At 64.4% G+C, this 6,000-nt stretch carries 4 protein-coding genes, 1 tRNA gene and 2 rRNA genes (1 of these 7 only partly in view); 3 read left to right on the top strand and 4 right to left on the bottom strand.

The window, feature by feature from the left end; all coding sequences use genetic code 11:
- Positions 1-34: 34 nt before the first annotated feature.
- Both P6F26_RS13135 and P6F26_RS13140 read left to right on the top strand, forming a co-directional pair.
- On the top strand, positions 35-337 hold the full coding sequence (locus tag P6F26_RS13135) for an ArsR/SmtB family transcription factor (protein ID WP_278029184.1): 303 nt from the start codon (positions 35-37) through the stop codon (positions 335-337).
- Between the two features lie 40 nt (positions 338-377).
- Positions 378-1,430: a YeeE/YedE family protein gene (locus P6F26_RS13140; RefSeq protein WP_278029149.1), complete on the top strand. Its 1,053-nt coding sequence runs from the start codon at positions 378-380 to the stop codon at positions 1,428-1,430.
- A 344-nt stretch (positions 1,431-1,774) separates the two neighbouring features.
- Here the strand turns inward: P6F26_RS13140 and P6F26_RS13145 are convergent, their stop codons facing one another.
- Positions 1,775-3,850, bottom strand: a complete 2,076-nt coding sequence (locus P6F26_RS13145; RefSeq protein WP_278029150.1) for an inositol monophosphatase family protein — start codon at positions 3,848-3,850, stop codon at positions 1,775-1,777.
- Here P6F26_RS13145 and P6F26_RS13150 point away from each other — a divergent pair.
- Positions 3,843-4,577 (top strand): hypothetical protein, encoded by a 735-nt coding sequence (locus tag P6F26_RS13150; protein WP_278029151.1) that lies wholly within the window; start codon positions 3,843-3,845, stop codon positions 4,575-4,577. The genes P6F26_RS13145 and P6F26_RS13150 overlap by 8 nt on opposite strands.
- Before the next feature lie 130 nt (positions 4,578-4,707).
- Here the strand turns inward: P6F26_RS13150 and P6F26_RS13155 are convergent.
- The 3 genes from P6F26_RS13155 to P6F26_RS13165 all read right to left on the bottom strand — a co-directional run.
- Positions 4,708-4,784, bottom strand: a tRNA-Met gene (locus tag P6F26_RS13155).
- A 72-nt stretch (positions 4,785-4,856) separates the two neighbouring features.
- Positions 4,857-4,971: ribosomal RNA gene (rrf, locus tag P6F26_RS13160) — 5S ribosomal RNA — on the bottom strand.
- 86 nt (positions 4,972-5,057) lie between these two features.
- A 23S ribosomal RNA gene (locus P6F26_RS13165) occupies positions 5,058-6,000 on the bottom strand (it continues 1,885 nt past the right edge of the window).

Below are 6,000 nucleotides of genomic sequence, written 5' to 3' on the forward strand. Positions count from 1 at the left end.
GGAAAACTCCGTCCTGCCCGATCCGGGCAAGCCGATGGACGACGAAACCTGGAAACGCGTGAAGAACAACGCGCAGGGCGCGTCGGACTTTCTCAAGGCGTTGAGCCACGAGGGGCGCTTGATGATCCTGTGCTCGCTGGCCCATGGCGAAAAGTCGGTGACCGAGCTCGAGCAGATGCTGTCGTCGCGGCAGGCGGCGGTATCCCAGCAGCTTGCGCGTCTCAGGCAGGAGCGGCTCATCACCGCCCGGCGCGAGGGAAAGCAGATCTTTTACAGTTTGACAGACGATCGCGCCCGCCGGATCATCGAGCAGGTCTACGAGTTGTTCTGCACCTGAGGCCGTCCTTCGGGACAGCCGGGGGCGCAAGGGAGGGGACATGCTCGATCTCGTCGGCGAACCGCTCACGGTTCTCCTGATCGGCGCTGCGGGCGGGCTTGCCCTGGGGCTCGCGGCACGGCTCGGCAGGCTTTGCACGTTGGGGATGATCGAGGACGTCCATTACGGCCAGGACTACGGGCGCATGTGGATGTGGGTCACGGCACTCGGCACCGCGATGCTCGTGAATTTCGCGGCCGAGGCGCTTGGCTTCGTCGACCTGTCCGCGACGCTCTACCTCGGCCATCGCTACTCGCTGCTTGGCGCGATCGTCGGCGGCCTGCTGTTCGGCTACGGCATGGCACAGGCCGGCAATTGCGGATACGGCGTGCTCGCACGTCTTGGCGGGGGCGACATCCGCGCGCTGATGATCGCGATCGTCATGGGCGTGACGGCAAGCGCCGCGATCTTCGGTGTCCTTGGCAGTCTGAGGCCCGCGCTCTTTCCGCTGGAAGCTGCCGTCGGCACGCCGGCCGGGTTCGCCCACCAAATCGAAAGCCTGACCGGGCTGTCGCACACGGCGGTCGGACTGGCGGTTGGCGCGCTGGCGCTCGTCCTGTCCATCCGTTTCCAGACGCCGGGCAAGCGGGCGCTGCGTGTCTTCTGGGGCTGCGTCGCTGGTGCGGCCGTGAGCTCGGGCTTCATCGGCACATGGCACGTCGCGACGAACGGGTTCGAGGCCTGGCCCGTCAGTTCGCACAGCTTCACCGCCCCGATCGGCGAAACGATCCACTACGCGATGTTCTCGTCGGGGCTCGCGCCCAAGTTCGGGATGGGGTCGGTCCTCGGCGTCGTCGCCGGAAGCATGATCGGCAGCTTCCTGCAGGACGGCTTCCGCTGGGAGGCTTGCGACGACCCGCGCGAATTGCGCCGGCAGATGGGCGGGGCGGTCGCGATGGGTCTCGGCGCTGTTCTGGCCGCGGGCTGCAGCGTCGGACAGGGAATGACGGCGCTGTCGCTCCTGTCGCTGACCGCGCCCGTGGTGGCCGCAAGCATCTGGGTCGGGGCATGGCTCGGCCTCAGACACCTCATCGGCAGGCTGGAGGCCGTGTGATCCGAGCCGTGACCGGCGGCGCGCCCAGAGCAAACGCCCGTGCAGTTCCAGAGCAAACCAACGGATGTTTGGCCTCCGAAGCGGCATGCAAGACCCTTGCGTTGTTCGAGGCCGGTCGTCACCGGATCGATGATCCCGGGCGGGGGCGCAGCGGCCGAGCATCTCGCCCCCGACACTTGCGAAGTCGATCCAGCACGGGGAGGATCCCGGGATTTCAGGGACGTGACGGCAAACAGCGCGGCCGAAGTCATGTCGATGGCGACGACCTGGGCATCCTCGGTCGAGGCACGGAGCCCCTTCGTTGACGAGGGGTTCCGGCCTCAATCTGCTTATTTCCAGTCGAGTTACCGAAGTGCTCTCGCCTCGGGGGCGGGGTAGATCTTCGCCACCGCCTTGCACCACGTCTCAATCAGCTTGTCTCGCGGCACGCCCTGCGCGGAGAACTCGCGAAGAAGGGCTGACGTCGTTAGGGAAAGAGCTTCCGGGACGCCGACATTCTGAACACGTGCTGCGAGGACAGCCCCCTCGATGAACCCGTCAAGCTTCACCTGCAGGACAAGTTTCTGCTGGTCGGTCAGGTTCTTGAGATCGCTCATGTTCTTCTCCGTCGAGGAGGTGGTGGGATTTGCTGCCTTGTGTCCCGCCCTGCCGGAAGCGAGCAGCGCTTCGGCCAGGTCAAGAGCATCGTCGGGCCAATACTCCTGCGGGCGGGGATGCTCGATGCCGGGCGCGGCGACGGGGCGGCACGACAGGACGGCATTCCGCCACTGCCGCGGAACGGCCTCACGCCCGTCGTGCGCACCAAGGAGCGCGCCGCAGATCGCGGCATTGGTGTCGGTATCGCCGCCACGGGACACGGTCACGGTGACCGCATCGGCGAAGGACGTGCCTTGCATGAGATGATGGAACGCATTTTGAAAAGCGGTGAGCACCCAACCCATCTGACGCTCGAAGTCCTCCGGTTCGTGACGCCGGGCCAAAGAGAGCCGCTGACGGACGAGCTTCGCCCCCTCACCGTCGCCGGCATGGCGTTCGGCGGCCGCGCACATGTCCTCGGCCGTGCCGCCAGCCACACCCGCTGCGATCGCGGCGGCGAAAGCGGCGCTGGCGGCCTGACAAACCGGGTGCGGATGCGTGAGTCGGGCGTCCTCTGCGGCCAGGCGTGCGGCAAGAACCGGATCCCCGGCGGCGAGGATGCCGATCGGACTGATCCGCATCAACGCGCCGTTCGACTGGCTGTCCGATTTCGCCGCCCGGCCCCCGGCAAGAGCGGAAATGCCCGCGCGCGTCGTTTCGCCCATGTCGAATGGGCCGGACCGCGCCCACCGCACATAGGCCTGACCGACCGCATCGGAATCGAACCCACCCTTCGAGACGAGCGCGCGGGCCAGCGCCAATGCCATCTCGCTGTCGTCGGTCGGCTGCCCGGCGATCAGGTTCCAGGTGCCGCCGTCGGTCAGCAGGGTGACGCCATCCGGATGACTGCGGGCGATGTCGGCCGCCGACCGGAACTCGACCGCTGACCCGAGCGCGTCGCCGGCAAGCTGTCCAAGCAGGCAGCCCTGCGCACGCGACAGCCGTTCGACATCGCGGACCCTCACCTTCGGACGGGCGCCGTCGCGCTTTTCACGCGGACCGCGACGAGGCCTCGCCGAGACGAGTTTCTCCACGATCTCCGCGGGGCCGCCGATGCAGCCGTTGAAGCCGGGGCGCCGGTAGTCGATCGGACGCCCGGACACTTCGACCAGCGCGCAGCCCGCGCCGATCAACAGGGCGTGTCCGCCGGCGACATCCCAGTAATCGAGGCCTGAAACGAGGCTCACGGCGGCATCCACTTCGCCGACCGCCGCCAGGGCAAGCCGGTAAGCAGGGCTGGGGATGGCGCGGATCCGCATACCATTGAGCGTCTCGTGATTGTGCCGAGCGTGATCCGGCGCTTTCGCGTTCATCGCGATCACCGGGGACGCGCCATCGCTCGCGCGCCGCACGACGCGGCCATTGCGCGTGAGGGCGGCACCCTCGGCCCAGGCGATCAGGTCCCCGCGATCGTCCGGGGCCAGCGGCGCGAAGACGATGCCGAGCACAGGCCGTCCTGCACGCAAGAGGGCGACCGAGATGGCCGAGCCCCGACGACCGGCAAGAAAGTCGGTGGTGCCGTCCTGTGGGTCCACCACCCAGACGTCGCTTCCCGAGGCGCGGACGCGGCCAGTCTCCTCACCGACGAACCCGCAGGTGTGCAGACCGAGCAGACGCTCCTTCAGAGCCTGCTCGACCTCGGTGTCGATCGGTGCCTTGGACCCGCCACCGCGTGGCCCGCCGCGACGATGGAACTCGGCTCGGATCATGGTGCCGGCCTCGGACACGGCCTGGATGGCGGCCGGCAACAGGGCGGCTGCCGGTTCGATATTGGGCTTGTTCATGACGGTCTCCTTTGCTTCGATGAAGCAGGGATACGCCTTGGCCGGCGCTCGTGCGGATCGCTCGGGATTTTCCGGTTCGCTCCGAATGGATCGAGGGACAGACATGCGCAATGCCGTCGGCTTCTACTGGACGCTCCCCGTGCCATGGGCAGGGTTCACCGAGTTGCCGGAGGACATCGACGCCGCGGCGAAGACCAGTCGCACGATCCGCTACCAGCGCGACCTTATCCGCCGGCATGCGAAGGAAAACCGCTACCAGCTTGTCGAGGAGAAGGTCTTCCTCGAGATCGCACCGGACCGCGGCAGTCGGTATGTATTGGATGCCTTACGTCCGCTTGAAGCGATCTGCCGCGAGCAATCGGCTTGTTTTTTGTACGTGGACTTCTGGAGAGTGCAGGGCTGGCGCGGCCACGAGGCTTTCCAGGAGTGGCTGGAACGAACGCCGATCAAGTTCGAGGCCGTTCCTCCGGACGAGATCGTCATTGACGGCTCGATGTTTGATCCGCACCACCACTTCGGTGAATGGCGCGAGCGGCAGCATGAATGGACCGCAGCCAAACCCGAGCGCATAGCGCGTGCGATCGAGGAAGCCAGTCGACGTCGCGCAGCAGGCCAGCCCTACAAGGAAATCGCGGACGCGCTCAACGTTGACGGTATCCGGAGCGCGTCAGGCAAGCCGTGGAATGAAGGCCGAATCGGGGATCTCCTGAAGAAGGCCGCGAAGTAGTCGCATGTGGATTCACGCGGCGATATGAAGGACTTCGGCCCCTCTTGCTTCCACAGGGCTTCCACGGTGGGTGGAAACGCAAACGCCGCCCCGTGGGCGGCGCATAAGCGTCTGATAACGCGAATGAATTTGGTTGCGGGGGTAGGATTTGAACCTACGACCTTCAGGTTATGAGCCTGACGAGCTACCGGGCTGCTCCACCCCGCGCCAAGGCGCCATGTCCGTTCCAGAAATGGCGCTGAATGTCATCGTTCGAGAGATACGCGTGTTTCTTTCTAGGTTTGGCGGTGACCTACTCTCCCACGCCTTAAGACGCAGTACCATCGGCGCTGTGGCACTTAACGACCGGGTTCGGAATGGAGCCGGGTGTTTTGCTCACGCTATGACCACCAAACCAAGGAAGAAACACGTATCCAAGTCAGCACACTGACGGTGATGCTTATTGGTCCACTTCGGCCAGATACCTGGCTTCTACTGGATCAAATCAAGCCTATCGGGCAATTAGTACCGGTCAACTGAACGCATTACTGCGCTTACATCTCCGGCCTATCGACGAGGTGGTCTACCTCGGCCCTCAGGGATACCTTGTTTTGAGGGGGGCTTCCCGCTTAGATGCCTTCAGCGGTTATCCTTTCCGATCATAGCTACCCTGCACTGCGGCTGGCGCCACAACAGGTCCACCAGTGGATCGTTCACCCCGGTCCTCTCGTACTAGGGGCAACTCCTCTCAAGTATCCTACACCCACGGCAGATAGGGACCGAACTGTCTCACGACGTTCTAAACCCAGCTCACGTACCTCTTTAAACGGCGAACAGCCGTACCCTTGGGACCTGCTCCAGCCCCAGGATGAGATGAGCCGACATCGAGGTGCCAAACGGTGCCGTCGATATGGACTCTTGGGCACCATCAGCCTGTTATCCCCGGCGTACCTTTTATCCGTTGAGCGATGGCCCTTCCACTCGGGACCACCGGATCACTATGGCCGTCTTTCGACTCTGCTCGACTTGTCAGTCTCGCAGTCAGGCTGGCTTCTGCCATTGCACTCAACGAGCGATTTCCGACCGCTCTGAGCCAACCTTCGCGCGCCTCCGTTACTCTTTAGGAGGCGACCGCCCCAGTCAAACTACCCACCACGCATGGTCCCGGACCCGGATGACGGGCCGCGGTTAGACATCAAGAATGCAAAGGGTGGTATCTCAAGGGAGGCTCCACAGAGACTGGCGTCCCTGCTTCAAAGCCTACCACCTATCCTGCACATTGCAGTCCTGATGCCAGTGCGAAGCTATAGTAAAGGTGCACGGGGTCTTTCCGTCTAACCGCGGGAAGCCTGCATCTTGACAGGCAATTCAATTTCGCTGAGTCGATGTTGGAGACAGCGGGGAAGTCGTTACGCCATTCGTGCAGGTCGGAACTTACCCGACA

The organism is Roseicyclus salinarum (assembly GCF_029624655.1).
In the GTDB taxonomy this organism is placed as follows: domain Bacteria; phylum Pseudomonadota; class Alphaproteobacteria; order Rhodobacterales; family Rhodobacteraceae; genus Roseibacterium; species Roseibacterium salinarum.